The 25,535-nt window shown below is 69.3% G+C and carries 20 protein-coding genes; 5 read left to right on the forward strand and 15 right to left on the reverse strand.

Annotated features, from left to right (window positions below; translation table 11 throughout):
* Positions 1-122: 122 nt before the first annotated feature.
* A complete protein-coding gene (gene pafA / locus IE275_RS12870; RefSeq protein ID WP_189711022.1) occupies positions 123-1,484 on the reverse strand; it encodes a Pup--protein ligase in 1,362 nt (453 codons plus the stop codon).
* A 9-nt stretch (positions 1,485-1,493) separates the two neighbouring features.
* A complete protein-coding gene (locus tag IE275_RS12875; RefSeq protein ID WP_189711024.1) occupies positions 1,494-2,762 on the reverse strand; it encodes an MFS transporter in 1,269 nt (422 codons plus the stop codon).
* Positions 2,763-2,882: 120 nt separating this feature from the next.
* On the opposite strand from IE275_RS12875, the gene IE275_RS12880 reads away from it, so the two are divergent.
* On the forward strand, positions 2,883-3,899 hold the full coding sequence (locus tag IE275_RS12880; RefSeq protein WP_189711026.1) for a LacI family DNA-binding transcriptional regulator: 1,017 nt from the start codon (positions 2,883-2,885) through the stop codon (positions 3,897-3,899).
* A 59-nt stretch (positions 3,900-3,958) separates the two neighbouring features.
* On the opposite strand, the gene prcA is transcribed toward IE275_RS12880, so the two are convergent.
* From prcA to arc, 6 genes are all read right to left on the reverse strand, one after another.
* Positions 3,959-4,702, reverse strand: coding sequence for a proteasome subunit alpha (prcA, locus tag IE275_RS12885; RefSeq protein ID WP_189711028.1), 744 nt, complete (start codon positions 4,700-4,702; stop codon positions 3,959-3,961).
* A 62-nt stretch (positions 4,703-4,764) separates the two neighbouring features.
* Entirely contained in the window at positions 4,765-5,610 is an 846-nt protein-coding gene (gene prcB / locus IE275_RS12890) for a proteasome subunit beta (protein WP_189711030.1), read from the reverse strand.
* Positions 5,562-6,155 carry an endonuclease VII domain-containing protein gene (locus IE275_RS12895; RefSeq protein WP_189711032.1) on the reverse strand — a complete coding sequence of 198 codons (594 nt, stop codon included), beginning with the start codon at positions 6,153-6,155 and terminating at the stop codon, positions 5,562-5,564. Before IE275_RS12895 ends, prcB begins: the two co-directional genes overlap by 49 nt.
* 39 nt (positions 6,156-6,194) lie before the next feature.
* The gene (locus tag IE275_RS12900; RefSeq protein ID WP_189711133.1) at positions 6,195-6,413 is read right to left on the reverse strand and encodes a ubiquitin-like protein Pup; all 219 of its coding nucleotides are present in this window, start codon (positions 6,411-6,413) and stop codon (positions 6,195-6,197) included.
* Between the two features lie 188 nt (positions 6,414-6,601).
* Positions 6,602-8,113, reverse strand: a complete 1,512-nt coding sequence (dop, locus tag IE275_RS12905) for a depupylase/deamidase Dop (RefSeq protein WP_373299204.1) — start codon at positions 8,111-8,113, stop codon at positions 6,602-6,604.
* Positions 8,114-8,347: 234 nt separating this feature from the next.
* Complete coding sequence (gene arc / locus IE275_RS12910) at positions 8,348-10,114, reverse strand: proteasome ATPase (protein WP_189711034.1); 1,767 nt, start codon at positions 10,112-10,114, stop codon at positions 8,348-8,350.
* A gap of 243 nt (positions 10,115-10,357) precedes the next feature.
* Here arc and IE275_RS12915 point away from each other — a divergent pair, with 243 nt between their 5' ends.
* Complete coding sequence (locus IE275_RS12915; RefSeq protein ID WP_189711036.1) at positions 10,358-10,663, forward strand: ferredoxin; 306 nt, start codon at positions 10,358-10,360, stop codon at positions 10,661-10,663.
* Positions 10,664-10,721: 58 nt separating this feature from the next.
* On the opposite strand, the gene IE275_RS12920 is transcribed toward IE275_RS12915, so the two are convergent.
* The 3 genes from IE275_RS12920 to IE275_RS12930 all read right to left on the reverse strand — a co-directional run bounded on the left by IE275_RS12920 (position 10,722) and on the right by IE275_RS12930 (position 14,005).
* Positions 10,722-11,294: a hypothetical protein gene (locus IE275_RS12920; RefSeq protein WP_189711038.1), complete on the reverse strand. Its 573-nt coding sequence runs from the start codon at positions 11,292-11,294 to the stop codon at positions 10,722-10,724.
* A gap of 210 nt (positions 11,295-11,504) precedes the next feature.
* The gene (locus IE275_RS12925) at positions 11,505-12,407 is read right to left on the reverse strand and encodes a tRNA (adenine-N1)-methyltransferase (protein ID WP_046261810.1); all 903 of its coding nucleotides are present in this window, start codon (positions 12,405-12,407) and stop codon (positions 11,505-11,507) included.
* 44 nt (positions 12,408-12,451) lie between these two features.
* Positions 12,452-14,005: a site-2 protease family protein gene (locus IE275_RS12930; RefSeq protein WP_189711040.1), complete on the reverse strand. Its 1,554-nt coding sequence runs from the start codon at positions 14,003-14,005 to the stop codon at positions 12,452-12,454.
* Positions 14,006-14,180: 175 nt separating this feature from the next.
* On the opposite strand from IE275_RS12930, the gene IE275_RS12935 reads away from it, so the two are divergent.
* Together IE275_RS12935 and IE275_RS12940 are read left to right on the forward strand one after the other, a co-directional pair.
* Complete coding sequence (locus tag IE275_RS12935) at positions 14,181-15,239, forward strand: RecB family exonuclease (protein WP_229870214.1); 1,059 nt, start codon at positions 14,181-14,183, stop codon at positions 15,237-15,239.
* 14 nt (positions 15,240-15,253) lie between these two features.
* Positions 15,254-15,925 carry a response regulator gene (locus IE275_RS12940; protein ID WP_189711042.1) on the forward strand — a complete coding sequence of 224 codons (672 nt, stop codon included), beginning with the start codon at positions 15,254-15,256 and terminating at the stop codon, positions 15,923-15,925.
* 115 nt (positions 15,926-16,040) lie between these two features.
* Here the strand turns inward: IE275_RS12940 and IE275_RS12945 are convergent, their stop codons facing one another.
* The 4 genes from IE275_RS12945 to metH all read right to left on the reverse strand — a co-directional run bounded on the left by IE275_RS12945 (position 16,041) and on the right by metH (position 24,148).
* Entirely contained in the window at positions 16,041-17,624 is a 1,584-nt protein-coding gene (locus IE275_RS12945) for an ABC transporter substrate-binding protein (protein ID WP_189711044.1), read from the reverse strand.
* Positions 17,625-17,713: 89 nt separating this feature from the next.
* Entirely contained in the window at positions 17,714-19,321 is a 1,608-nt protein-coding gene (locus IE275_RS12950) for an ABC transporter substrate-binding protein (RefSeq protein ID WP_189711046.1), read from the reverse strand.
* A gap of 473 nt (positions 19,322-19,794) precedes the next feature.
* Positions 19,795-20,490 carry an HAD family hydrolase gene (locus IE275_RS12955; RefSeq protein WP_189711048.1) on the reverse strand — a complete coding sequence of 232 codons (696 nt, stop codon included), beginning with the start codon at positions 20,488-20,490 and terminating at the stop codon, positions 19,795-19,797.
* A gap of 121 nt (positions 20,491-20,611) precedes the next feature.
* Positions 20,612-24,148, reverse strand: coding sequence for a methionine synthase (gene metH, locus IE275_RS12960; protein WP_189711050.1), 3,537 nt, complete (start codon positions 24,146-24,148; stop codon positions 20,612-20,614).
* A 328-nt stretch (positions 24,149-24,476) separates the two neighbouring features.
* On the opposite strand from metH, the gene IE275_RS12965 reads away from it, so the two are divergent.
* Entirely contained in the window at positions 24,477-25,241 is a 765-nt protein-coding gene (locus IE275_RS12965) for an IclR family transcriptional regulator (RefSeq protein WP_189711052.1), read from the forward strand.
* Positions 25,242-25,535: the final 294 nt, after the last annotated feature.

Here is a 25,535-nt window from a genome sequence, read left to right on the forward strand (position 1 = left end):
CAGCGCGTCGCATCGTGGGATCCCTCACAACAGGCACACAGAAACGCCCGATGCCCGGAGGCACGAACACCTCCGGGCATCGGGATCCCGCACGGGCGTACGCCGGTCCGGCCGGCCTCCCGTCACATCCCTGCGATCAGCTTCTCCACCCGGTCGTCGACCGACCGGAACGGGTCCTTGCACAACACGGTGCGCTGTGCCTGGTCGTTGAGCTTCAGGTGGACCCAGTCCACCGTGAAGTCCCGGCGCTGCTCCTGGGCCCGGCGGATGAAGTCGCCGCGCAGCCGCGCCCGAGTGGTCTGCGGCGGAACCGACTTGCCCTCGAAGATCTTCATGTCGTTGCAGATCCGGGTGGCTTGGCCCTTGCGCTCCAGCAGGTAGTACAGACCACGACGACGGTGGATGTCGTGATAGGCGAGGTCTATCTGCGCCACCCGCGGATGCGACATGGTCATGTTGTGCTTCGCCCGGTACCGCTCGATGAGCTTGTACTTCATCACCCAGTCGATCTCGGTGCCGATCCGGTCGAGGTCCTCGGCCTCGATCGCGTCCAGCGTGCGGCCCCACAGCTCCAGGACCTGCTCGACGGTGCCGGTACGGATGCCCCGGCGCTCGCAGAAGTCCACGGCCTTCTCGTAGTACTCGCGCTGCACCTCCAGGGCGGAGGCCTCGCGGCCGCTGGCTAGGCGCACCTTGCGCCGGCCGGTGATGTCATGACTGACCTCGCGGATCGCCCGGATCGGGTTCTCCAGGGTCAGGTCGCGCATCACGGTGCCCGCCTCGATCATGCGCAGCACCAGATCGGTGGCACCGACCTTGAGCAGCATGGTCGTCTCGGACATGTTCGAGTCGCCCACGATGACATGGAGCCGGCGATAGCGCTCGGCGTCCGCGTGCGGCTCGTCGCGGGTGTTGATGATGGGCCGGGAGCGGGTCGTCGCCGAGGAGACGCCCTCCCAGATGTGCTCCGCCCGCTGACTGACGCAGTAGACGGCCCCGCGGGGCGTCTGGAGCACCTTGCCGGCGCCGCACAGCAGCTGCCGGGTCACCAGGAACGGGATGAGGATGTCCGCGAGCCGGGAGAATTCCCCGTGCCGGGCCACCAGGTAGTTCTCGTGGCAACCGTAGGAGTTGCCCGCCGAGTCGGTGTTGTTCTTGAAGAGGTAGACGTCGCCCGCGATTCCCTCCTCGTGCAGGCGTCGTTCCGCGTCCACCAGGAGTCCTTCGAGAATGCGCTCGCCGGCCTTGTCGTGGGTGACCAGTTCGGTCACGTTGTCACATTCCGGTGTCGCATATTCCGGATGTGATCCCACGTCGAGATAGAGGCGGGCGCCGTTTCGCAGAAAGACATTGCTGCTTCGGCCCCATGACACGACACGGCGGAAGAGGTACCGCGCCACCTCGTCAGGCGACAGGCGGCGCTGTCCCCTGAACGTGCACGTGACGCCGTACTCGTTCTCCAGCCCGAAAATGCGGCGGTCCATGACTGAACATTACGCCCGATCCCCTGAACTGAAACGGGGTTCGGCGGCACGGTTTGGATCATTTTCCGATGAAGCCGCAACGACCGCACTCCCGACGGGAGCCGCCAGTACCCTGCCCGTGACCAGCAAAACCAGCAACGACACGGCACCCGCGGCACCCGGCACCACGAACCCCCACGACGCACCGCCCTCCTCGACGACCGGGCCCGTCAGGCCCGTTCCGAGCGACGCGCCGACGGTGAACATCGTCACGAGCCAGGAGAACGCCTCCGTCACCGTGCCCCGCGGCGCGTGCCGGTCCACGATGACGAACGCGCAGGCCAGCACCGGCGCCAGGAACACCCCCGCGAGCACCGCCAGCGCCACCATCGCCACCGCGCCCGGCATCAGCGCCAGCGGCAGATAACACACCGCCAGAAACGCCACGAGCACCCGCAGTCGCCGCTCCGGCTCACCGGACCACCGCCGCGCCCCGTACCCCACACCGCCGAGCAGCGCGCCCAGGCCCAGCGCCGCCATCAGCCAGCCGTACACCACGTCACCGCCGTGCTCGTCCGCGTACGGCACCGCGGCCACCGTGATGGACCCCATCGCGACACCGACGCACAGCAGGGCGCCCAGCAGCACCAGCAGCCCCGGCGAGCGCAGTGCCCCGAGCCAGTGCGCCTCGCGCGGGGCCGAGCGCCACGCGCGCGAAGGGGGCGACACGACCACCGAGAGCGCCCCCAGCACCCCCACGACGTTCAGCACCACCAGCGCCGCCTGCTCCGACCACAGCGCCACGCACAGCGTCACCAGCAGCGGCCCGACGGTGAACATGATCTCCTGGGCGACGGCGTCCATGGCGTACGCCGTGTGCACCTGGTCCTCCCGGCGCAGCACCGACGGCCACAGTGCCCGCAGACCGCCCTCCAGGGGCGGTGCGAAGAACCCGGCGGCCACCACGGCGGCGTACGCGAGCGGCAGCGGATCGGTGCCGGTGAGGGCGAAGAGCACCATGGCGAGGGCGGAGGCGAGCGCGGCGGGCAACTGGACGCGCGGCTGCCCGTACAGGTCGACCAGCCGGCCCAGCAGCGGCTGGCCGACGGCGTTGGCGACGCCGTACACGGCCACCAGCGCGCCACCGAGGCTGTAGGTGCCGCCCTCGGCCCGCACGAAGAGCATGATCGCGATGGCGGAGGTGGCGTTCGGCAGCCGGCCGACGAGCGTGCCCGACAGCAGCCGGGCCGCGTACCGCGCCCTCAGGATCTCCCCGTACCCAGCGAATCCCCCGGCCACCGGCCCGCCTCCGTCACCTCGCCCGGGGCGGTGAGCCGACCCGGGGTTTTACGTATAACGTCTCTTGTCATACGTACCATGAGCGCTGTTCACCAGTCCAGACGAAGGAGCAGGTCCGCGGTGGCACGAGGCAGCACCCGCCCCACCAGCCGAGACGTCGCCCAGGCCGCGGGAGTCTCACAGGCCGCCGTCTCCCTGGTACTCGGCGACAAATGGCGCGGCCGCGTCTCCGAAACCACCGCGGAGCGCGTACGCCAAGCCGCCCGCGACCTCGGCTACCGGCCCAACCTCGCCGCCCGCAACCTCCGCCTCGGCCACACCCGCACCGTCCTGCTCGTCGTCCCCGCCCTCACGACCGAATTCTTCGCCGGCGTCTACACCGGCGCCGCCCGCGTCGCCGCCGACCACGGCTTCGGCGTGGTCCTGTACCCCTCCCCCGAAGGCGTCGGCCCCGCCCGCGACCCCTTCGCCTCCGCCCAGGCCGCCCTGGACGGCGTCATCGCCTCCTCCATGGCCGCCGACGCACTCACGGCCATCCGCGGCGACCAGCTGCCCCTCGTCATGCTGGACAGCGACCCCTCGGGCAGCCTCGGCGCCGCCACCGTCAACCTCGACATCACCGACGCCGTCCGCCAGGTCACCGACCATCTGCTCGGACTCGGCCACCGCCACTTCCTGCACCTCGCGGCCGACGTACCCTCCTGGACCTTCGAGGTCCGCGCCCGCGAACTCGCCGCCCGGCTCCACGCCGTCCCGGGCACGACCCTGCGCACCGCACCCGCCCCCATCTCGATCGACGGCGCACGACAAGCCGCCGAAGCCGCCCTCGGCGCCCCCGGCCCCCGCCCCACCGCCGTCGTCTGCGACGACGACAAACTGGCGGCAGGCGTCTACAAAGCCCTCCGCCGTCTCGGCCTGCGCGTCCCCGACGACCTCTCCGTCACCGGCCTGGACGACCTCGCCCTCGCCACCGCCCTCGACCCGGAACTCACCACCGTCCGCCTGGACGCCGAACTCTTCGGCGAACGCGGCATGCACGCCCTCCTGGCCGTCCTGGACGACCGCACACCGGACGGCGGGGACATCCCCGTCGAACTGGTCGTCCGCGGCTCCACAGCGCCCCCGGGCGCCCCCTGAGACGCCCTGTGCCCCGACCGGGACCCGGCCGGGGCACAACGGGATGACACGGGACGGGATCACTCCTCCTCGGAGCCGTCCTCCTCCGCGTCCGCGACCTCACCGTCGGCCACCAGCAGCCGGGACAGCTGCGGACCGACGATCCGCCGGAACTTCCGCGACTGCGGACGCGTACGGTCCAGCACCGCCACCTCCAGACGCTCCGCGGGAATCTCCCGCTGCGTACCGTTGGTGTCCCGGGACAACGCCTGCACCGCCAGCTTCAGCGCCTCGGCCAGCGTCATGCCGTCCTGATGACGCTGATCCAGATAACTGCTGATCTGCTCGGCATTACCACCGACCGCGACCGAGCCGTGCTCGTCCACGATCGAACCGTCGTGCGGCAACCGATAGATCTGATCACCGTCCGGCGTGTCCCCCACCTCGGCCACGACCAGCTCCACCTCGTACGGCTTCTCACCGGCCGAGGAGAAGATCGTGCCCAGCGTCTGGGCATACACATTGGCCAGACCACGGGCGGTCACATCGTCACGGTCATAGGTGTAACCCCGCAGATCGGCGTACCGCACACCACCGATCCGCAGATTCTCGTACTCGTTGTACTTACCGGCGGCCGCGAAACCGATCCGGTCATAGATCTCGCTGAACTTGTGCAGCGCACGGGACGGGTTCTCGCCGACGAACACGATGCCGTCGACGTACTGGAGCACGACCAGACTGCGACCACGGGCAATGCCCTTGCGCGCGTACTCCGCACGGTCGGCCATCGCCTGCTGGGGTGAGACATAGAACGGCGTCGACACCGGTTATCCGTCCCTTTCTGTCGAAAACACTGGATCACCTGGGAAGAGCGGAAAACCGCCGACTACAGCAGCGCGGCGCGCGGACCGTCCGGCTGCTCCAGCCGTCGCTCCAGGATCGAGCGGGCGATCTCGGAGGACTCCTCCTCGGTGAGCCTGCGGAAACCGTCCTCGGTGATCACGATGACGATCGGGTAGATCCGGCGGGCGACATCGGGACCACCGGTCGCCGAGTCGTCGTCGGCCGCGTCGTACAGAGCCTGGACCACCAGCGTGGTGGCCTGCTCCTCGCTCAGGTCACCACGGAACAGCTTCTTCATGGCCCCCCGCGCGAAGACCGAGCCCGAACCGGTGGCGGCGTAGCCGTGCTCCTCGGAGCGACCGCCCGTGACGTCGTACGAGAAGATACGGCCCCTGCCGCGGTCCACGTCGAACCCGGCGAACAGCGGCACCACCGCCAGCCCCTGCATGGCCATGCCGAGGTTGGACCGGATCATCGTCGACAACCGGTTCGCCTTGCCCTCCAGCGAGAGCTGCGCCCCCTCGACCTTCTCGAAGTGCTCCAGCTCCAGCTGGAACAGCTTCACCATCTCGACGGCGAGACCGGCGGTACCGGCGATACCGACGGCCGAGTACTCGTCGGCAGGGAACACCTTCTCGATGTCCCGCTGCGCGATGACGTTGCCCATCGTGGCCCGCCGGTCACCGGCGAGCACCACACCACCGGGGAACGTGACGGCCACGATCGTCGTCCCGTGCGGCGCCTCGATCACACCCTGGGTCGGCGGCAACTGCCGCTTGCCCGGCAGCATCTCGGGCTGGTGCTCGGAGAGGAAGTCCATGAAGGACGAGGACCCAGGCGTCAGGAAGGCAGCCGGCAGACGCCCGGTGCCACGAGTGTTGGCTTCCATGGAGTTCCTTCCAAGTAAGCGGCAGCCCGACGAACAGCGTCGGGATCGTCTCCCAACTTGCCGATGGCCGAATTGCAGTTGAAGCACAGTACGCCACGGACCCTACCCGTCTCGTGGCAATGATCCACATGTACGGCCGGAGCTTTCAGGCAGATCACGCAGAGCCCTCGTTGCGCGGCCACCATCGCGTCTCGCTCGGCTTCGGTGAGGCCGTACCTACGCTTCAGGTAGCTGGCCCTGTTCCGGGCGGCACGACACTCACGGCAGTAACTCGCCCAGCCGTCCGACGAGGTCTTGTTCCGCTCCCATTCGGAGTGAGGCCTCACCTCACTGCACTGCGGGCACCTCTTATGGCCGGGCGGAACCGAGACCCTTTCTCGGACCTTCTTCCCCTTAGCCTCCTGGCGCTGCCGGTAGTACTCGGCTGAGCACTCCCGGCAGTACGCCTGGAGACCGTCGGGCATGGACTTGTTGCTCGCGAAGGCAGTCCGCGGTAGGTGCCGCTCACACCGAGAACAGCGCCTCGACTCCGAAGGCTCGATCATCAAGCAATCCCCCGCCTCACCTTCAGATCGAAGGTGAAATCACTCCCCACCCTTCTGAACGAAGGACCTCACGAAGTCCTCGGCGTTCTCCTCGAGTACATCGTCGATCTCGTCAAGAACCGAGTCCACGTCATCGCTCAGCTTCTCGTGCCGCTCCTTGAGGTCCTCGGAGCCCTGCGCCTCCGCCGTCTGCTCCTCGACCTCCTCGGTGGAGCGCGTCGCCTTCTGCTGGCCGCCGCCGGTGTCCTTGGTCGCCATAACCTTCACCCCGCTCAGTTCGCCCGACATGGTCGACAGGTCGGCATTCCTGCCGATCGGTGGTGATCAGACCCTACAAGGCGGGTCCGACATCGGCCCCGTAGTTGTTCCAACCTACGAGAGCCATCTCGATGATTCCCTCGCGGCGGGGTTCCCACCCGTCCGCGAGGTCGTGTCCACAGGGCCGCTCAGCCGCCCGACAGGACCCTGACCAGGTCTTCTGCGGTCCGACAGCGGTCCAGCAGCGCCTTGACGTGATTTCGCGTTCCGCGTAGCGGTTCCAGGGTTGGAACGCGCTGGAGACTGTCGCGGCCGGGGAGGTCGAAGATGACCGAGTCCCAGGAGGCGGCGGCGACGTCGTCGGCGTACTGCTCCAGGCAGCGGCCGCGGAAGTAGGCGCGGGTGTCCTCCGGGGGCTTCGACTTCGCCCGTTCGACCTCCGCCTCGTCCAGGAGGCGTTTCATCTTCCCGCGGGCCGCGAGGCGGTTGTAGAGGCCCTTCTCGGCCCGTACGTCGGCGTACTGGAGGTCGACGAGGTGCAGGCGCGCGGCGTCCCAGTCGAGGCCGTCCCGGCGCCGGTAGCCCTCCATGAGCTCGCGCTTGGCGACCCAGTCCAGTTCGCCGGCCAGGCTCATGGGGTCGTTCTCGAGGCGGGTGAGGGTGTCCTCCCAGCGGGCGAGGACGTCCTTGGTCTGGTCGTCGGCGTCGGCGCCGAAGCGCTCCTCCACGTATTTGCGCGACAGCTCGTAGTACTCCATCTGGAGCTGGACCGCGGTCAGTGTCCGGCCGCTGCGGAGGGTGACCAGCCGTTTGAGGGTCGGGTCGTGGGAGACCTGGTGGAGGGTGCGTACGGGCTGGTCGACGGCGAGGTCCACGGCGATGAAGCCGTCCTCGATCATGGAGAGGACCAGGGCGGTCGTGCCCAGTTTGAGGTAGGTGGAGATCTCGGAGAGGTTGGCGTCGCCGATGATCACATGGAGGCGGCGGTACTTCTCGGCGTCGGCGTGCGGTTCGTCGCGGGTGTTGATGATCGGGCGCTTCAGTGTCGTCTCCAGCCCGACCTCGACCTCGAAGTAGTCGGCGCGCTGGCTGAGCTGGAAGCCGTGTTCGTGGCCGTCCTGGCCGATGCCGACGCGGCCGGCGCCGGCGAAGACCTGGCGGGAGACGAAGAAGGGGGTGAGGTGGCGCACGATGTCCGAGAAGGCGGTCTCCCGCTTCATCAGGTAGTTCTCGTGCGTGCCGTAGGAGGCGCCCTTGTTGTCGGTGTTGTTCTTGTAGAGGTGGATGGGCTGGGCGCCGGGGAGCTGTGCGGCGCGTTCGGCCGCCTCGGCCATGATCCGCTCGCCGGCCTTGTCCCAGAGGACGGCGTCGCGGGGGTTGGTGACCTCGGGGGCGCTGTATTCGGGGTGCGCGTGGTCGACGTAGAGGCGGGCACCGTTGGTGAGGATGACGTTGGCGAGGCCGATGTCCTCGTCGGTGAGCTGGCTGGAGTCGGCGGCCTCGCGGGCGAGGTCGAAGCCTCGCGCGTCCCGCAGCGGGTTCTCCTCCTCGAAGTCCCAGCGGGCCCGGCGGGCCCGGTGCATCGCCGCCGCGTAGGCGTTGACGATCTGGGACGAGGTGAGCATGGCATTGGCATTGGGGTGGCCGGGGACGGAGATCCCGTACTCCGTCTCGATGCCCATTACTCGCCGTACGGTCATGCGGCCCTCCTTGCCCGGCGGCACCCTCGGTCGTGGGCGCCGCTCAGATACCGGTGGTGCTCCGGTGCGTGTGCGGTGCCCGTCCCCGCAACTAGCGACCCGGCGGTACGGAAGAGCCTAGAACGCCTCTGCGCTGGTGGGGAGATCATTTGCGTCATTGCCTTGCTCCGGCCGTGGCCTGAAAAACAGACGGCTGCGGGTACCCGGAAAGGGCACCCGCAGCCGCCCATGCTTTTACAGGTACTGTCCGGTGTTGGCCACCGTGTCGATGGAGCGTCCGGTGTCCGCGCCCTGCTTTCCGGTGATCAGGGTACGGATGTACACGATCCGTTCGCCCTTCTTTCCGGAGATGCGGGCCCAGTCGTCGGGGTTGGTGGTGTTGGGCAGGTCCTCGTTCTCCTTGAACTCGTCCACGCATGCCTGGAGGAGGTGGGAGACGCGCAGGCCCTTCTGGCTCTTCTCGAGGAAGTCCTTGATCGCCATTTTCTTGGCGCGGCCGACGATGTTCTCGATCATGGCGCCGGAGTTGAAGTCCTTGAAGTAGAGGACTTCCTTGTCGCCGTTGGCGTAGGTGACTTCCAGGAAGCGGTTTTCCTCGGATTCGGTGTACATGTGTTCCACGGCCGTCTGGATCATGCTCTGGACGGTGGTGGTCCGGTCGTCGCCGTGCTCTCCGAGGTCGTCGGAGTGCAGGGGGAGACGTTCGGTGAGGTACTTGCCGAAGATGTCCTTGGCGGCCTCGGCGTCCGGGCGCTCGATCTTGATCTTCACATCGAGGCGGCCGGGGCGGAGGATGGCCGGGTCGATCATGTCCTCGCGGTTGGAGGCACCGATGACGACCACGTTCTGGAGGCCTTCCACGCCGTCGATCTCGGCGAGCAGCTGCGGGACGATGGTGTTCTCCACGTCCGAGCTGACGCCGGAGCCTCGGGTACGGAAGAGCGACTCCATCTCGTCGAAGAAGACGATGACGGGGGTGCCCTCGCTGGCCTTCTCGCGGGCTCGCTGGAAGACGAGGCGGATCTGCCGCTCGGTCTCGCCGACGTACTTGTTGAGGAGCTCGGGGCCCTTGATGTTGAGGAAGAAGCTCTTGCCGGCGGCCACTCCGGTCACTTCGGCGACCTTTTTGGCCAGCGAGTTGGCGACGGCCTTGGCGATGAGCGTCTTTCCGCATCCGGGGGGCCCGTAGAGCAGGACGCCCTTGGGCGGCCGCAGTTCGTGCTCCTTGAACAGGTCGGGGTAGAGGTAGGGGAGCTCGACCGCGTCGCGGATGGCCTCGATCTGGCCGCCGAGGCCGCCGATCTGCTCGTAGCCGATGTCCGGGACCTCTTCGAGGACGAGTTCCTCGACCTCGCTCTTGGGCACGATCTCGTAGACGTAGCCGGAGCGGGGTTCGAGCAGGAGGGCGTCGCCGGGGCGGATGGTGATGTCCAGCAGCGGCTCGGCGAGCCTGACCACCCGTTCCTCGTCGGTGTGCCCGATGACCAGGGCGCGCTCGCCGTCCTCGAGGATCTCCTTGAGGGTGACGATGTCCCCGACCCGCTCGTACTCCATGGCCTCGACCACGTTGAGCGCTTCGTTGAGCATCACTTCCTGGCCGCGCCGGAGCTCGTCGAGCTCGACGCTGGGGCTGACGTTCACCCGGAGCTTGCGGCCCCCGGTGAAGATGTCGGCCGTTCCGTCCTCGTTCGCCACGAGGAACACTCCGAAGCCGGCCGGCGGCTGCGCGAGCCGGTCGACTTCTTCCTTGAGGGCCACGATCTGGTCGCGGGCCTCACGGAGCGTGTTCGCGAGTCGCTCGTTCTGGGCGGACACGCCGGCCAGGTTGGTCTGCAGCTCGACGATCCGCTCTTCGAGAATCCTCGTGTGCCGCGGAGAGTCGGCGAGCTTGCGTCGCAGGACGGCGATCTCCTGCTCAAGGTAAGCGATCTGCCCGGCCGGGTCGTCGGACCCTCGTCCCGGGCGGATGCCGCGGTTCATGTCGTCGTCGTGGGCTGCCACGGTCCTCACCTCCTCCAAGGGGAGCTGGACGCTTCCAGACCCTACCTGGGTGGGTGTCGATTGAAACCCCTAGATCACAAAGACTGTCGAGGTGTGTCCGATCTTCACCCTTGCGCTCTCCCTCACGCCAGGGGAATACCCACCGAACATGATTGGAAAGCGGCCGAGGGTAGGGTCGAAGTGTTCAACACCCGTCAGAGCCTGCATCGTTCCCGTGCGGCTCGGCACTAAACGGCAGGAGACATGAGCGTGCAGCAGGAGGCCGAAGTCGGCGGCGAGGCGCTGGAGGTCTGGATCGACCAGGATCTCTGTACCGGCGACGGCATCTGTGCCCAGTACGCGCCGGAGGTGTTCGAGCTGGACATCGACGGGCTGGCGTACGTGAAGAGCCCCGAGGACGAGCTGCTTCAGGACAAGGGGGCAACGGTGCCGGTGCCGTTGCCGCTGTTGATGGATGTGGTGGACTCGGCCCGGGAGTGTCCGGGCGACTGCATCCATGTACGTCGCGTTTCGGACAGGGTCGAGGTGTACGGCCCGGACGCGGAGTGAGCGGACCGGTACGCCCTGTCATGGTTGTCTGATTTCTCACAACCGACCATGGCCTGATTCAGACGCTGTGGGCACCGGCGGGTGTCGAGCGGACGAACATGTTGTCCTTCCACTGCCACTTGGCGCTGTCCTTGACGTCGGGGCAGCAACTGGGCACGTCCGACGACGAGTAGCCGAGGTAGGTCGCGAGCACGGCTCCGTCGGTGACGGAGAGACTCGTGACCGTGGTGCGGTCCTTCGGGTCCAGGAGGGTGGCGACCACGCGCGCGTGGCTGCTGTCGGCACTCTGTGTGAGCACGTACACACCGTCGGGCGGGGTGCCCATGGGGGCGTCGCAGTGGACCACGGCGACCGTCTCGGGCCTGCCGTCGCCGTCCAGGTCGCCGCTCGCGCGGCGCATCACGAGCTCGTCGACCGGTCCGCATTCGAGGGGGAAGTCGACGCCGGTGGTGGCGGGGGCGGTGGTGGTCGCCGGCGGGGCCCCCGGGGTGGCGGGCTGGGCGGCGGTGGCCGGTCGGGGCTGGAGGAGCGAGGAGAGGACCACGACACCCGCCACGGCGGTGGCGGTGGCGACCCAGTGGATCGGCCGGGTGTGGGTGTGGGCCAGTTCCGGTACGGCGGATTGCTGCACTAGGAGCGTCTCCCGGGGTGGCTGTGCCGGTGGGGGCGGGGGGTGGCCAGCATCGTGCCATACGTCACAGGGGGACGGAACGGCGGGGTACGGGATATCGGACGCCGCACGGCCCGGACGTGCAACGACAGGGCGCCGTGGCCGAGTTCCGGAGATGATCACGGGAACTCGGGCACGGCGCCCTGTCGTTGGAGTGGGGACGGGCCGCGGTCAGCGGCCGCTGCCGCCGTCGGCGTTGGGGCCGGTGTAGTCCTCGCCGTAGGCGCCCTTGGCGGGGCGGCGGCGGCGCATGGGCGGCTCGACGCCGTCGGCGAGGCGACGGGCGGTGAGCAGGAAGCCGGTGTGGCCGATCATCCGGTGGTCCGGGCGGACGGCCAGGCCCTCCACGTGCCAGTTGCGGATCATCGATTCCCAGGAGGTCGGCTCGTTGAAGGAGCCGATCTCGCGGATGGACTCGACGGTGCGGGCGAGCTGGGTGGTGGTGGCCACGTAGCAGCACAGGATGCCGCCGGGCACGAGCGCCTTGGAGACGGCCTCCAGGCATTCCCAGGGGGCGAGCATGTCGAGGATGACGCGGTCGACGTCGGTGTCGCTCAGGTTGTCCTGGAGGTCGCCGACGGTGAGCTGCCAGGCGGGGTGCGGGCCGCCGAAGTAGCGCTCCACGTTCTGCTGGGCGATCTCGGCGAAGTCCTCGCGGCGCTCGTAGGAGTGCAGCATGCCCTGGTCGCCGATGGCGCGCAGCAGGAAGCTGCTGAGGGAGCCGGAGCCGACGCCGGCTTCGACGACGCGTGCGCCGGGGAAGATGTCGGCGAAGGCGAGGATCTGCCCCGCGTCCTTCGGGTAGACGACGGCTGCCCCGCGGGGCATGGAAAGGACGTAGTCGGGGAGCAGGGGGCGCAGCGCGAGGTAGGCGACGTTCCCGGTGGTGCGGACAACGCTGCCCTCGGGAGCGCCGATCAGCTCGTCGTGGGGGAAGGAACCCTTGTGGGTGTGGAAGTTCTTCCCGGCCTCGAGCGTGAACGTGTAGTGGCGGCCCTTGGGGTCGGTCAGCTGAACCTGGTCCCCGACCTTGAAGGGCCCGCGCCTGCGGGCGGCACCGGTCGGTTCGGACATGTGAACAGCCTACCGGCGTTTGGCGGGGCCGCCGACCACCGCTGTCAGTTGGGGCGGGCCATGGCCTTGACGAAGGCGCGTTCGACGTCGGCCGCGGAGAGGACGCCGTAGATCTCGCCGGTCTCCTCGACCACCAGGTACTCGGTGGCGGGGGTGGCGCGCAGGACGTCGAGGAGGTCCTCGCCGGCGAGTTCGGCGGAGACGCGCATGCCGTCGGTGAGGTCCTGGGCCAGGCCGCTGACGGCGACCCAGGGGCGGCGGTGCTCGGGTACGCCGACGATGGCGGCCTCGCGGACCAGGGAGAGGGGCTCGCCGTGGGCGTCGACGACGACGAGGGCGCGGGCTCCGGCGTCGTTGGCGCGGCGCAGGGCCTCGGAGAGGGGGGTGTCTGTCTCGACGGGCACGGCGCGGCGGGTCAGGGTGCGGGCGCGCAGGTCGGGGAGGTGTTCGCGCAGGCGGGCCATGCGCAGGCTGTTGCCGGCGCCGGTCCAGATGATCGCGGCGAGGATGGCGGCGAGCAGGGCGTCGGTGACGGTGTCCATGCCGACGCTGTCCTCGGCGCTGGAGCCGAGCGCGCCGGACTGGGTGAGGAGGGGCAGGCCGATGAGGACGGAGACGGCGAGGGCGCGGCCGACCCAGGCGGCGGCGATGGTGCCGCTCATGGGCCTGCCGGTGATCTTCCAGACGACGGCGCGGAGCATGCGGCCGCCGTCGAGGGGGAGGCCGGGCAGGAGGTTGAAGACGGCCACGATGAGGTTGGAGATCATCAGGCCGGCCAGCAGGACGCCGGGGACGGTGCCGGGCTCCACGGGCTGCATCGCGACGTAGAAGACGCCGGCGAGGACGAGGGAGAGCAGCGGGCCGACGAAGGCCAGCCAGAACTCGCGGCCCGGGGTCTCGGCCTCCTTCTCGATCTCGGAGACGCCGCCGAAGAACTGGAGCTGGATGCGGCGGACCGGGAGTTTGAAGCGGAGGGCCGCGATGGTGTGGGCCAGTTCGTGGATGAGGACGGAGGCGTAGAAGGCGACCGCGAAGAACAGGGCGACGAGATAGCGGGCGAATCCCAGGTCGGGCAGTACCCGGTCCAGCTGTCCGCCGAAGACCCAGGTGATGAGCGCGGCGACGAGGAACCAGCTGGGCGCCACGTAGACAGGCACTCCGAAGGGGCGTCCCATGAGCAGACCGCCGCGCGGCGACTCCGGGGGGCGGCGGGGCGGACGGCCCTTGGCGAGGGAGGGGGCGTTCTCGTCGAAGCCGGTGCCGGTGCCGGGGCCTGAGCCGGGGCCGCGGTCGCCGTGGGTGTCGGCGTGGGCTCGGGTGTGGTCGCCGCCGGCGGGGGTGGTGGGGTGCGGGGGCGTGGACGGTGTCCCGGCCGAGGGGGTGGGGGCGTGCGGGGCCGGGGCCTGCGCCGGGGGCGTGGGCTCGTCGAGGTCGGGGTGCCGGTCCGGGGATGCCCCGGCGTCGTCCGGCGCCCCGGCCGGGGCGTGCTCGTCGGCGGGCTGGGGGTCGGGGGTGGCCCGGGGTGCCGGTGTCGCGGGGTGCTCGGCCGACTCTTCGCTGTCGGGCCGCGGCCGCCCGCTCCCGCCGCTTTCCACCACGATGTCCCCTCGTTCGAAGCGTCTCCCGCTCCTGCCGGGCGGAAGGGTCTGTGACCGATGGTATGCGTCCGTCGAGGCACGTTCCGCCCCGGCACCCCCTGTGTTTCCCCGGCCGTCGTGCCCACTCCCGGCCGGAGGTGGGTCACTGTCAGTGGCGGGCCGTATGGTCGGGGGCATGGAGAGCAGCAGCGAGGGCGTCGCCCGGCCGGGCGACGAGGGTGGTGTCGTGGCGGAAGAGGTACCGGGGCAGGTGCCCGGGCAGGCCGACGCGCCCGCGGTCGCGCGGGAGGCCGTCGCGCGGGAGGCCGTCACAGAGGGGGTCGCCGCGCAGGAGGCCGTCACGCAGGAGGCGGCCGTGCCGGGGGCGGCGAAGCCCGTCGTCGCCATAGCGCCCACGTCCCTCTCGCCCTCGCGGGCCGGTGACTTCATGCAGTGCCCGCTGCTGTACCGGTTCCGGGTCATCGACCGGCTGCCGGAGAAGCCGAGCCCCGCGGCGACCAAGGGCACGCTCGTGCACGCGGTCCTGGAGCGCCTCTTCGACGCCCCGGCCGCCGAGCGCACCGCGCCCCGGGCCAAGTCGCTGATCCCCGGCCAGTGGGACCGGCTGCGGGAGTCGCGGCCGGAGGTGCTGGAGCTGTTCGCCGACGACCCGGAGGGCGAGCGGCTGGCGGGCTGGCTGTCGGAGGCGGAGCAGCTGGTCGAGCGCTGGTTCACGCTGGAGGACCCGACGCGGCTGGAGCCCGCCGAGCGGGAGCTGTTCGTGGAGACCGAGCTGGAGTCGGGGCTGCGGCTGCGCGGGATCATCGACCGGGTCGACGTGGCGCCCACCGGTGAGGTGCGGATCGTCGACTACAAGACGGGCAAGGCCCCCAGGGCGGAGTACGCCGACGGCGCGCTGTTCCAGATGAAGTTCTACGCCCTGGTGGTGTGGCGGCTGAAGCAGGTGATCCCGCGCCGCCTCCAGCTCGTCTACCTCGGCAGCGGTGACGTCCTGACGTACGACCCCGTCCCGGCCGATCTCGAGCGGGTCGAGCGCAAGCTGCTCGCGCTGTGGGACGCGATCCGGACGGCGACGGAGACCGGTGAGTGGCGGCCGCGGCCCACCAAGCTGTGCGGCTGGTGTGATCATCAGGCGCACTGTCCGGAGTTCGGCGGTACTCCCCCGCCGTATCCGCTGACGGTGAGGGCGGCCGAGTCGGAAGCCGGTGCGCAGGGCAGAATGGGGCCGGACTAGCGAAGGAGACTTACGTGGCCATCCGCGTCCTACTCGTCGACGACCAGCCGCTGTTGCGCACAGGCTTCCGCATGATCCTGGAGGCCGAGCAGGACATCGCGGTCGTCGGCGAGGCCGGAGACGGCCTTCAGGCCCTCGACCAGGTGCGGGCGCTACAGCCCGATGTCGTGCTCATGGACATCCGGATGCCCCGGATGGACGGGGTCGAGGCGACCCGGCAGATCTCCGGACCGGGTCGGGACGGGCCGGCGAAGGTGCTGGTGCTGACCACCTTCGATCTCGACGAGTACGTGGTGGAGGCGCTGCGGGCCGGGGCGAGCGGTTTCCTGCTGAAGGACGCGCCGGCGAACGAACTGGTGCAGGCGATCCGGGTGGTGGCGTCCGGCGAGGCCATGCTGGCGCCGAGCATCACGCGCCGGCTGCTGGACAAGTACGCCACGCATCTGCCGTCGGGCGACGAGCCGGTGCCGGACACCCTGCACACGCTCACCGACCGTGAGGTGGAGGTGCTGAAGCTGGTGGCGCGCGGGTTGTCGAACGCCGAGATCGCCGCCGATCTGTTCGTCAGCGAGACCACCGTCAAGACGCACGTCGGGCATGTGCTGAACAAGCTGGGGCTGCGCGACCGGGTGCAGGCCGCGGTGTACGCGTACGAGAGCGGTCTGGTGCGCCCCGGCGCGCAGTGACGCGAGCCGCTCCGGCGCGTGGTGGCCGGCCATGACGAAAGGGCGCCCCCTTCTCGGGAAGGGGGCGCCCTTCGGCGTCCGGGGCCCGGCCTCACCGGGAGGCCGGGCGGCGGTGTCAGCCCTTGCTGAGTTCCCAGAAGCGGAACACCGTCGACGCGTCCAGGCAGTTCTCCAGGCCGTAGACGTTCTCGCCGACGACCGCGTACTGCTTGGCCTGCCAGATGGGCAGCAGGGGCAGGTCCCGGGCGACGACGTCCTGGAGCGCGGCGTAGTCCGCGTCGGTGGCGGAGCGGTCGCTGCGGGCCGCGGTGCGCGGGATGAGCGTGCCGGTGATCTTGCTGTTGGCGTAGTTGTTGTCCAGTACGTTGCCCTTGCCGAAGAAGGGCGCGGTGAAGTTGTCGGCGTCGGGGAAGTCCGGCACCCAGCCCTTCACGTACACGCCGTACTTGCCGTCGGCGATGTCCTTCTCGTACTGGCCGAAGGCGACGGACTCGACCTTGGCGTCGAACAGGCCGCTGTCGTTGAGCTGCTCCGCGATGGCCTTCAGCTCCTGGTCGGTGGCGGGGCCGTAGCGGGACGGGGTGGACCAGAGGGTGAGGTCGACCTTGCCGGTGATGCCCTCGTCCTCGAGCGCGGCGGCGGCCTTGGCCTGGGAGGGACGGGCGCCGTAGCGGTCGAAGTAGGCGGTGTTGTGGCCCGCGACGCCGGCCGGGATGATCGAGTAGAGCGGGTCGGCGGTGCCCTGGTAGACGTCCTTGATGAGGGCCTCGCGGTCGATCAGGTAGGCGATGGCCTGGCGGACGCCGAGCTTTCCGGCGACGGGGTCGTCCATGTTGAAGACCAGGTGCTGGACCTCGGCGCTGCTGCCCTCGACGACCTCGACGCCCGAGTCGTCGGTGCTCGTCCCGATGTCGGAGATGTCGGCGGCGGTGAGGCCGCGGTAGGCGATGTCGACCTCGTTGTCGAGGAGGGCCTGCTTGAGGGCCTTCTGGTCGCCGCCGAAGAACTTCAGCGTGACGCCCTTGTTCTGGACCTCGCCGGCGGAGCCCTTGTAGTGCTCGTTGGGGGTGAACACGGCCTCGTCGTCGCCGAAGGACTCCAGCTCGTAGGGGCCGGAGCCGACGGCGCCGCCGTCCTCGCGCAGGCCGTCGGCGTCGTACTCGTCGTGGTCGACGATGGATCCGGCGCCGGAGGCTATCTTGCTGGGGAAGGTGGCGTCCGGGACCTTGAGCCGGAAGACGACGGTGCTGTCGTCCGGCGTCTCGACCTTGTCCAGCATGGGGAACATGATCGCGGGGCCGGAGTCGTCGTCGATCTTCAGCATGCGGTCGAAGGAGAACTTGACGTCCTTCGAGGTGAGCGGGTCACCGTTGCTGAACTTCAGTCCGTCCTTGAGCGTGCACCGGTAGACCTTGGTCTCGGTGTCCGTGAAGGCGCACTTCTCGGCCGCGTCGGGCTCGGGTTCGGTGCCGCCCTTGGGGAAGCTCAGCAGCGACTGGAAGACGTTGTTGAACAACATCCAGGATCCGGGGTCGTAGCCGGAGGCCGGGTCCGTGGCGAGGACGTCGTCCGACATCCCCAGCACCACGGCGGATCCGTCGCCGCCCGAGCCCCCGGTCTGGGTGCCGCAGCCGGTCAACAGACCGGAGGCCAGTCCCGCCATGATGGGCAGGACTGGCCACTGGTTACGCATGTTCACGAAATACCTTGTCGTCGGGTCCCGTCACACCGGGGCCGCCGTCCCGGGCCCCGGCCGTGAAAAACGTATCACCCGACGACAGAGCCGAATCAGTTGCTCACACCTCGGCCGAGCTCCCACAGCTGGAGGGTCGCGGAGGAGTTCAGCACGTACGCCGTACCCGTGATGTCGGTGTTGGCGGCGACGTACTGCTTGCCCTGCCACAGCGGCAGCAGCGGCACGTCCTCGGCGACGATGTCCTGGATCTCCGTCAGGCTCTTGCCGGCGCTGAGGCGGTCGGCCTCACGACGGGACTGCGGGATCAGGTCGTTGATGATGTCGCTGTTGGTGTACGGGGACTTGAGGAAGTTGTCCTTGTCGAGGAACGGCGCCACGTAGTTGTCGGCGTCCGGGAAGTCGGGGAACCAGCCCATGCCCCAGACCTCGTACTCGCCCTTGCGCTCGGCCGGGACGAAGGTGTCCCACGCGGCGCCCTTGACGGTGACGTCGAACAGGCCGCTGTCGTTCAGCTGCTCCTTCAGCAGCTCGAACTCCTGCTTGGTGGCCGGACCGTAGTGGTCGGTCGTGTAGTTCAGCGTCAGCTTGACCGGGGTGCTGATGTTCGCCTTGGCCAGCAGGTCCTTGGCCTTGGTGACGCTCGGCTCGCCGTACTTGTTGAAGAACGAGTTGGAGTGGCCCGTGATGGAGGCGGGGACCAGCGAGTACAGCGACTCGGCCTGGGAGCCGTAGACCTCGGAGACCAGGTGGTCGCGGTCGACGACCTGGGCCATCGCCTGGCGCACGGCCTTCGTCTTGACCTCGGGGGCGTCGGTGTTGAAGGCGAGGTAGCGGATCTCGAGGCCGCCGATCTCCACCAGGTCGATGTCGCTGTCGGCGGCGGACTCGGAGAGCTTCTGGATCTGCTCCGGCGACATGGAACGGGTCATCAGGTCGATGTCGCCCTTGTCGAGGGCGGTGCCCATGTCGTCGGCGTCCTCGTAGGACACCATGTCGACCTTGTCGTTGTTCACCGTGAGCGTCCCCTTGTAGTGGGGGTTCTTGGTGAACACGGCCTTGGTCATCTCGTCGCCGTCGGTCTCGGCCTTGAGCGTGTAGGGGCCCGAGCCGTCGACCGAGAAGCCCTCGCGCAGCTTGCCCTTCTCGTAGTCGTCGGGGTTGACGATGCCGGCGACCGGGGTCGACAGCTTGAAGGGGAAGGTGGCGTCGGCGGTCTTCAGATGGAAGATGACTTCGTTGTCACCCTTCGTCTCGACGGTGTCGACCGTGGAGAGAAGGGCGAAGACGCCGGAGTCGGCCTTGATGGCGCGGGCGCGGTCGATGGAGAACTTGACGTCCTCGGCGGTGATCGCGTCGCCGTTGGAGAACTTCAGGTCGCTGCGGAGCTTGCAGGCGTAGCGCTCGCTGCCGCTGTCCGTGAAGCCGCAGGACTCGGCCGCCTCGGGGACGGGCTCGCCCTCGCCCTTGGGCTGGATCATCAGGGTCTGCACGGTCTGGCGCAGGATGTTCCAGGTGCCGACGTCGTAGGCGTAGGCGGGGTCGAGCGGGGCCGGGGCGTCCTTGGTGGCGGTGAACCGGTCGGTGGTGCCCACGACGATGGCGTCGCCGCCGCCGCTCCCGCTGTCGGCCCCGCCGCAGGCGGCGAGTACGGGCGCGAGCAGACCCACCACGGCCGGCAGCACCAAAGTCTTGCGGTTCATGCTCGAGTTTCTCCAGAGCTGTCGAGTCCGTGTAGCCGCCAAGCAGGGGTGTCGCGACGGATCACGGGGTAAGGGGCGATGTTCTCGCGACGAGATTAGTCCGGACCGGCACAGGGGCTCGCAGCCACCGGAGTTGAATGCCCATCACGCAGCGGAACCGGGCGCGAACGCACGGAAAAAACGTCCGCGGAAGGATTCGTGCAGCTGTCCATCAATCGGGACACAAAGGCACGACGGCACACCCGGAATGCAGGGGTCCTGCACATCGGGAGCCGCCTGTCGACCCCCTTCGACGTGGGGAACGTCACACATGCAAGAGGGACGGTCGGTACGGAATTCGACTCCCCGCGAAGATCGGAATTCCCCCGCGCGTACACCCGCCGAATTCCCTTGCTATCGGTGGTGCACGCTGGGTGAACGCCCTATCTCTTTTCCGTCATCGTCCCGCTCACCGACGATCGCGGGCGCTCTCATCAGAGCGGCATGAGGCCGCGCAGAAAAGCCAGGTCGACCGCTTCGAGCGAGGGCACCACCGTGCGCCGGACGCCCGGCGGGATCGGGGCGACGGACGGCACGGCGACGACCCGGCAGCCCGCTGCCTCCGCGGCGGCGACGCCGGTTGCCGTGTCCTCGACGACGGCGCAGCGGGTCGGGTCCACGCCCAGTCCGGCGGCCGCGAACAGGTACGGGTCGGGGAACGGCTTGGTGCGCAGGACCTCGTCCCCGGCCACGGTCAGGGCGAAGTGCTGGGGGCCGAGCGAGGCGAGGACGCGGTCGATGATGCGCCGGTGCGAGGCGGAGACGAGGGCCGTGGGCACCTCGTACTCGGCCAGTTCGGCGAGCAGCCGGGCGGCTCCCGGCATCAGGGGGAGGGCGCGGGTGATGCGGTCCTCGAAGCCCTCGTTGAGCAGGACGGACAGTTCGGCGAGGGTGATGTCGGCCCCGGTGGCCTCGATCAGGAACCCGGCGCTGCGGGTCATCGGGCCGCCGACCACGACATGGCGCCAGGAGTCGTCGAGGGTGTGGCCGAGACCGGCGAAGATCTCCACCTCGACGTCCCACCAGAAGCCCTCGGTGTCGACGAGGGTGCCGTCCATGTCGAGGAGCACGGCCTGGAGGGCCGAGCCCTCGGCCGTGCGGGTTGCTGACGCGGGAACCGTACTGGTCATCCACGTACCTCCTGTGAGGGACGAGCAGGCCGGTTCCCGCTGGGGAACCGGCCTGCAGTGGACCGACCAGTGTACGACTTATCCGATCAGTGTGCGGGGCGGGACGCGCCGCACCTCGCGGTCACCGTGCGTTGAAGTACTTCGCCTCGGGGTGATGGATGACGATCGCGTCCGTGGACTGCTCGGGGTGCAGCTGGAACTCCTCGGACAGGTGGACGCCGATCCGCTCGGGCCGGAGCAGCTCGGCGATCTTGGCGCGGTCCTCCAGGTCGGGGCAGGCGCCGTAGCCGAGGGAGAAGCGGGCGCCGCGGTACTTCAGGGCGAACATGTCCTCGATCCCGGCGGGGTCCTCGCCGGCGAAGCCGAGTTCCGAGCGCACGCGCGCGTGCCAGTACTCGGCGAGCGCCTCGGCCAGCTGTACGGACAGCCCGTGCAGTTCGAGGTAGTCGCGGTAGGAGTCGGAGGCGAAGAGCTTCGCGGTCTCCTCGCCGATGCGGGAGCCGACGGTGACGACCTGGAGGCCGACGACGTCGGTCTCCCCCGACTCCTGCGGGCGGAAGAAGTCCGCGAGGCAGAGCCGGCGGCCGCGGCGCTGGCGCGGGAAGGTGAAGCGGGTGCGTTCGTTGCCGTGCTCGTCCAGGAGGATCAGGTCGTCGTCCTTGGACACGCAGGGGAAGTAGCCGTAGACCACGGCGGCTTCCAGGAGGTTCTCGGTCTGGAGCTTGTCCAGCAGCCCGCGCAGCCGCGGCCGGCCCTCGGTCTCGGCGAGTTCCTCGTACGTCGGTCCGTCGCCGGTGCGGGCCTGCTTCAGGCCCCACTGGCCCTTGAACAGGGCGCCCTCGTCCAGCCAGGTGGCGTACTCCTTGAGCTGGATGCCCTTGATGACGCGGGTGCCCCAGAACGGGGGCTCGGGGACGGGGTTGTCGACGGCGACGTCGGAGCGGACGTGGCCCTCCTCCGGGTGCTCCTCGACCGGCGCGGCGGCGGTGTTCGGCCGGACCCGGCGCTGCTTCAGCTCGGGCAGGCTGACACCGGGCACGCCCCGCTTGACACCGATGAGGGCGTCCATGAGGCGCAGGCCCTCGAAGGCGTCACGGGCGTAGCGGACCTCGCCCTCGTAGATCTCGTACAGGTCCTGCTCGACGTACGCCCTGGTCAGGGCGGCGCCGCCGAGGATGACCGGGAAGTCGGCGGCCAGGCCGCGCTGATTGAGCTCCTCCAGGTTCTCCTTCATGATCACCGTGGACTTCACCAGGAGCCCGGACATGCCGATGACGTCGGCGCGGTGCTCCTCGGCGGCTTCGAGGATCGCGGAGACCGGCTGCTTGATGCCGAGGTTGACGACGTTGTAGCCGTTGTTGGACAGGATGATGTCCACAAGGTTCTTGCCGATGTCGTGGACGTCGCCGCGCACGGTGGCCAAGACGATGGTGCCCTTGCCCTCGGCGTCGGACTTCTCCATGTGCGGTTCGAGGTGGGCGACGGCCGTCTTCATGACCTCGGCGGACTGGAGGACGAACGGCAGCTGCATCTGGCCGGAGCCGAACAGTTCGCCGACGACCTTCATGCCGTCCAGGAGGGTCTCGTTGACGATGTCCAGGGCCGGGCGGGTCTTCAGGGCCTCGTCGAGGTCGGCCTCCAGGCCGTTGCGCTCGCCGTCGATGATGCGGCGCTTGAGGCGCTCCTCCAGGGGCAGGGCGGCCAGTTCCTCGGCCTTGCCGGCCTTGAGGGACTTGGCGGTGGCGCCCTCGAAGAGCTGCATGAGCTTCTGGAGGGGGTCGTAGGCCGGTTTGTCCCCCTGCTGGGCGGAGCGCCGGTCGTGGATGAGGTCGAGGGCGGTCCGGACCTCCTCCTCGCTGAAGCGGGCGATCGGAAGGATCTTCGACGCGTGGACGATCGCGGAGTCCAGGCCGGCCTTGACGCACTCGTCGAGGAAGACGGAGTTCAGCAGGATGCGGGCGGCCGGGTTGAGGCCGAAGGAGATGTTGGACAGGCCCAGGGTGGTCTGGACGTCGGGGTGGCGGCGCTTGAGCTCGCGGATCGCCTCGATGGTGGCGACGCCGTCGCCCCGGGACTCCTCCTGACCGGTGCAGATGGTGAAGGTCAGGGTGTCGATGAGGATGTCCTCCTCGCGGATGCCCCAGTTCCCGGTGAGGTCGTCGATCAGCCGTTCGGCGATCTCGACCTTCTTCTCGGGGGTGCGGGCCTGGCCCTCCTCGTCGATGGTGAGGGCGATCAGGGCGGCGCCGTGCTCCTGGGCCAGCCGGGTGACCTGGGCGAAGCGGGACTCGGGGCCGTCGCCGTCCTCGTAGTTCACGGAGTTGATCACCGCGCGGCCGCCGAGCTTCTCCAGGCCCGCCCGGATGACGTTCACCTCGGTGGAGTCGAGGACGATCGGCAGGGTGGAGGCGGTGGCGAAGCGGCCGGCGAGTTCCTCCATGTCGGCGACGCCGTCGCGGCCCACGTAGTCCACGCAGAGGTCGAGCAGGTGCGCGCCCTCGCGGATCTGGTCGCGGGCCATCTCCACGCAGTCGTCCCAGCGGCCGGCCAGCATGGCCTCGCGGAACTTCTTGGAGCCGTTGGCGTTGGTGCGCTCGCCGATCGCGAGGTACGAGGTGTCCTGGCGGAAGGGGACCGTCTGGTAGAGGGAGGCGGCGCCCGCTTCGGGGCGCGGGCTGCGCTCGCCCGGGGTGAGGTCGCGGACCCGCTCGACGACCTGGCGCAGGTGCTCGGGCGTGGTGCCGCAGCAGCCGCCGATCAGGGAGAGGCCGTAGTCGCGGACGAAGTGCTCCTGGGCGTCGGCCAGCTCCGGCGCGGTCAGCGGGTAGGAGGCGCCGTCCTTGCCGAGCACCGGCAGGCCCGCGTTCGGCATACAGGCCAGCGGGATGCGGGCGTTGCGGGCCAGGTAGCGCAGGTGCTCGCTCATCTCGGCCGGGCCGGTGGCGCAGTTCATGCCGATCATGTCGATGCCGAGCGGCTCCAGGGCCGTCAGGGCGGCGCCGATCTCGGAGCCGAGCAGCATGGTGCCGGTGGTCTCGACGGTCACGGAGACGATCAGCGGGAGGTCCAGACCGGCGGCTCGGCGGGCGCGGTGGGCGCCGATCACGGCGGACTTGGTCTGGAGCAGGTCCTGGGTGGTCTCGACGATCAGCGCGTCGGCGCCGCCGGCGATGAGGCCCTCGGCGTTCTGCTGGTAGGCGTCGCGCAGGGTGCCGTAGGCCACATGGCCCAGGGTGGGCAGCTTGGTGCCGGGGCCGATGGAGCCCAGGACCCAGCGGGCGCGCCCGTCGCGGGCGGTGAAGGCGTCGGCGGTCTCACGGGCGATCCGGGCTCCGGCCTCGGACAGTTCGTGGACCCGCTCGGGGATGTCGTACTCGGCCATCGCGGCGAAGTTGGCGCCGAAGGTGTTGGTCTCGACGCAGTCCACGCCCGCGGCGAAGTACTCCTCGTGCACGGAGCGGACGATGTCGGGCCGGGTGACGTTCAGAATCTCGTTGCAGCCCTCGAGGTTCTCGAAGTCCTCAAGGGTGGGGTCCTGGGCCTGGAGCATGGTGCCCATGGCTCCGTCGGCCACCACCACTCGGGTGGCCAGGGCCTCTCGGAGCGCGGACACACGGGTCCGGCTGTCGGCGGAAGGGGTCGGCGGCACAGAGGCCATGGAAGGGCTCCCTCGGATGCGACGGCTGTCGGCTTTGCGTCGCCTCGGGAACACGGGTGGAACAGCTTCCCGAGGAGTGCGCACGCCGTCAGGGTAGCGGGGTCGAGGGCCGTATGGTCAGGGCGTCCACGGGACGGACGAGCATGTCGCCCGATCACCGGTGGGTCACCAGCGGATCACTCCCGGATTCCTCCCGGGGGACGAGAGACGTAATCGGTGTCGGCCGACCATTGGCGAGAGGTTGGCATGGACCGGTAGTGTTCGACATTGCCGAACGACGGTGGACAGCCTGTCGGTGACGGCCGAAGGGGACGGAGGCAGGACGGCGATGGCACGGAACATCCAGTCGGTCGAACGGGCGGCCGCGATGCTGCGGCTGCTCGCGGGCGGCGAGCGGCGGCTGGGCCTGTCGGACATCGCGTCCTCGCTGGGCCTGGCCAAGGGCACCGCCCACGGCATTCTGCGCACCCTCCAGCTGGAGGGGTTCGTCGAGCAGGACGAGCCGTCCGGGCGCTACCAGCTGGGCGCGGAGCTGCTGCGCCTGGGCACCACCTATCTCGACGTGCACGAGCTACGCGCGCGTGCGCTCGTCTGGACGGACGACCTGGCCCGCTCCAGCGGGGAGAGCGTCCATCTGGGGGTGCTGCACCAGCAGGGCGTCCTGATCGTGCACCACGTCTTCCGGCCCGACGACAGCCGGCAGGTCCTGGAGATCGGGGCCATGCAGCCGCTGCACTCCACGGCCCTGGGCAAGGTCCTGTCCGCCTACGACCCGGTCGCGCACAGCGAGGTCACGGAGGCCGACCGCAAGGCCTTCACGGACCGTACGGTGTGCGAGCTGGAGGACTTCGAGCACCTCCTCGACGTGACCCGCGCGCGCGGATACGCGGCGGACGTGGAGGAGACCTGGGAGGGCGTCGCGTCCATCGCCGCGCCCATCCACGACCGGCGGCGGATGCCGGTCGGCGCGGTCGGCGTCACGGGCGCCGTGGAGCGGCTGGCCAGGGACGGGGAGCTGCGCCCCGAGCTGATCGCGGCGGTGCGCGACTGCGCCCGCGCGGTGTCGCGGGACCTGGGCGCCGGGCGGTTCTGAGGGCCCCCGGGCCCCCGTGAGCGCGGGCCCCCGGGCCCCGTGAGCGCGACAAGCACGTGAGCACGGGCGCCTGAGAAACACGCAAGAGCACGCCGGAACGTCGTACGACGTTCCGGCTTTCGCCATACCCTGAAATAGGCCTCAAATGGGGCATTCAGGATGAGAGTGACGTCAGGCGTCAGAAGATCGATAACTTCCCGCGATCAATAACGATCGCGTTTTCGATAACCGAACCCTTGACGCACCCGTGAGGCCAGAGCAAAACTCTCGTCCATCGGTCGGCATTGTCGAACA

The organism is Streptomyces phaeofaciens (assembly GCF_014648915.1).
Taxonomy (GTDB): domain Bacteria; phylum Actinomycetota; class Actinomycetes; order Streptomycetales; family Streptomycetaceae; genus Streptomyces; species Streptomyces phaeofaciens.

What these genes read in the sequence shown, in the direction of transcription:
- pafA (WP_189711022.1), bottom strand. Translation starts at nt 1,484, where the DNA reads ATGGACCGCCGCATTTTCGGGCTGGAGAACGAGTACGGCGTCACGTGC.
- prcB (WP_189711030.1), bottom strand. Translation starts at nt 5,610, where the DNA reads ATGGAAGCCAACACTCGTGGCACCGGGCGTCTGCCGGCTGCCTTCCTG.
- IE275_RS12895 (WP_189711032.1), bottom strand. Translation starts at nt 6,155, where the DNA reads ATGATCGAGCCTTCGGAGTCGAGGCGCTGTTCTCGGTGTGAGCGGCAC.
- IE275_RS12900 (WP_189711133.1), bottom strand. Translation starts at nt 6,413, where the DNA reads ATGGCGACCAAGGACACCGGCGGCGGCCAGCAGAAGGCGACGCGCTCC.
- dop (WP_373299204.1), bottom strand. Translation starts at nt 8,113, where the DNA reads ATGACCGTACGGCGAGTAATGGGCATCGAGACGGAGTACGGGATCTCC.
- IE275_RS12915 (WP_189711036.1), top strand. Translation starts at nt 10,358, where the DNA reads ATGAGCGTGCAGCAGGAGGCCGAAGTCGGCGGCGAGGCGCTGGAGGTC.
- IE275_RS12925 (WP_046261810.1), bottom strand. Translation starts at nt 12,407, where the DNA reads ATGTCCGAACCGACCGGTGCCGCCCGCAGGCGCGGGCCCTTCAAGGTC.
- IE275_RS12935 (WP_229870214.1), top strand. Translation starts at nt 14,181, where the DNA reads ATGGAGAGCAGCAGCGAGGGCGTCGCCCGGCCGGGCGACGAGGGTGGT.
- IE275_RS12950 (WP_189711046.1), bottom strand. Translation starts at nt 19,321, where the DNA reads ATGAACCGCAAGACTTTGGTGCTGCCGGCCGTGGTGGGTCTGCTCGCG.
- IE275_RS12955 (WP_189711048.1), bottom strand. Translation starts at nt 20,490, where the DNA reads ATGACCAGTACGGTTCCCGCGTCAGCAACCCGCACGGCCGAGGGCTCG.
- metH (WP_189711050.1), bottom strand. Translation starts at nt 24,148, where the DNA reads ATGGCCTCTGTGCCGCCGACCCCTTCCGCCGACAGCCGGACCCGTGTG.
- IE275_RS12965 (WP_189711052.1), top strand. Translation starts at nt 24,477, where the DNA reads ATGGCACGGAACATCCAGTCGGTCGAACGGGCGGCCGCGATGCTGCGG.